At 44.9% G+C, this 1,259-nt stretch carries 1 pseudogene; it reads left to right on the top strand.

Features of this window, described 5'->3' with window-relative positions:
- Positions 1 to 1,259 (top strand): annotated as a pseudogene (locus HUS62_RS22280) (metallophosphatase); the annotation flags it as partial.

The following is a 1,259-nucleotide window of genomic DNA, read 5'->3' as shown; positions in this document are numbered from 1 at the left end:
AAAGCCATGGCTTTTGACGTACGTGTGATTGGTAACCACGACTATGCGTGGGGACCTGAGCAACTGTTGGACTTTGCTGATGACGATAATGCCATCGTGCTTTCAAGTAACACCGACTATGATGGTAACAGTGAGACGCCGTTTGCCGGTGTCGATTTTTCGGTTGTCCAAGTAGGTTGCCTCCGAATAGGCTTTTTTGGCATGACTTCAGTGCCTTGGAATGAACTTGATGAACCAGTTGAAGACGAGCCTATTCCTGATTTTATCGCTAATTTCAAAATGAATTGGCAGTGGCAAGAAGTGGCTGAGCAGATTGTTAACCAATACCGTCAAGATGTTGATTACATGGTCATGGTGAGTCACTTAGGTGAAGGCACTGACACCCGTATTGCACAAAATGTTGCAGGGATTGATTTAGTCCTTGGTGGGCACACCCATGGCGGTGAAAGCTATCAAACATTAGATAACGGTAGCATTGTTATTCAACCAAACTTCTTTGCACAAGGCCTAACTGATCTTACCTTAACCTTTAACCTTGAAGACAAAACTCTTGCAGATGTTGGTTACAATACAGTACCAACCACCAGCATCACGACCCGAGATGAGAGCACTAAAACCGCCATCGATGAAATCATGGGACGTTATGCTCCAGATGCAAACACCGAAATTGCTGTTTCAGAAAATTACCCTACTGCAGAAGAACTCGCCACGATTACAGCCAAAGCGACTATGCAGCAGTTCCCTGCTATTGATGCCGCTTTACTTGATGCAAGCCAAGTACAAGATCGTTGGCTACCGGGTACATTAACCCAAGAAGACTTTCATGCCGCGTTTAAGGTTGAACGCCAACCATCGAATACCCCGGGCTTTAATTCAATTTATCAAGTTTCGGTGACTGGCAGCCAGTTAAAAAGAATGCTCGAAAGCCAGCCAGAATGGGTCTCTTTAGTGCCAGATAACATTGATGATGCAAGCACTTACCTCGTTGCTCTATTTAAAGGCCCAGCGCTAAATAGCAAATTGTTCTTCCCAGCTCTGCCAAACTTAGAAGCACAATTGGTCGCTGAAAGTTGGTGGCTACTTGATAACTACGCGCGAGCACGCACCAGCCAATGTTTATATATCGATACCGATAACATACTTAATGCGTGTAAAGCAGATGATGCGGTCACAGTATGGAATTTTAACAACCCTGAGCAAGGCTTTAGCAGTGACTTTGGCCCTGCAACACTCAGCTTTTATGACCCTGAAGACAAAAA

This window comes from Pseudoalteromonas sp. 0303 (genome assembly GCF_013349995.1).
Classification (GTDB): Bacteria; Pseudomonadota; Gammaproteobacteria; order Enterobacterales; family Alteromonadaceae; genus Pseudoalteromonas.
Note: the sequence above shows the minus strand (reverse complement) of the source record. Positions and strands in the feature narration are given on the sequence as shown.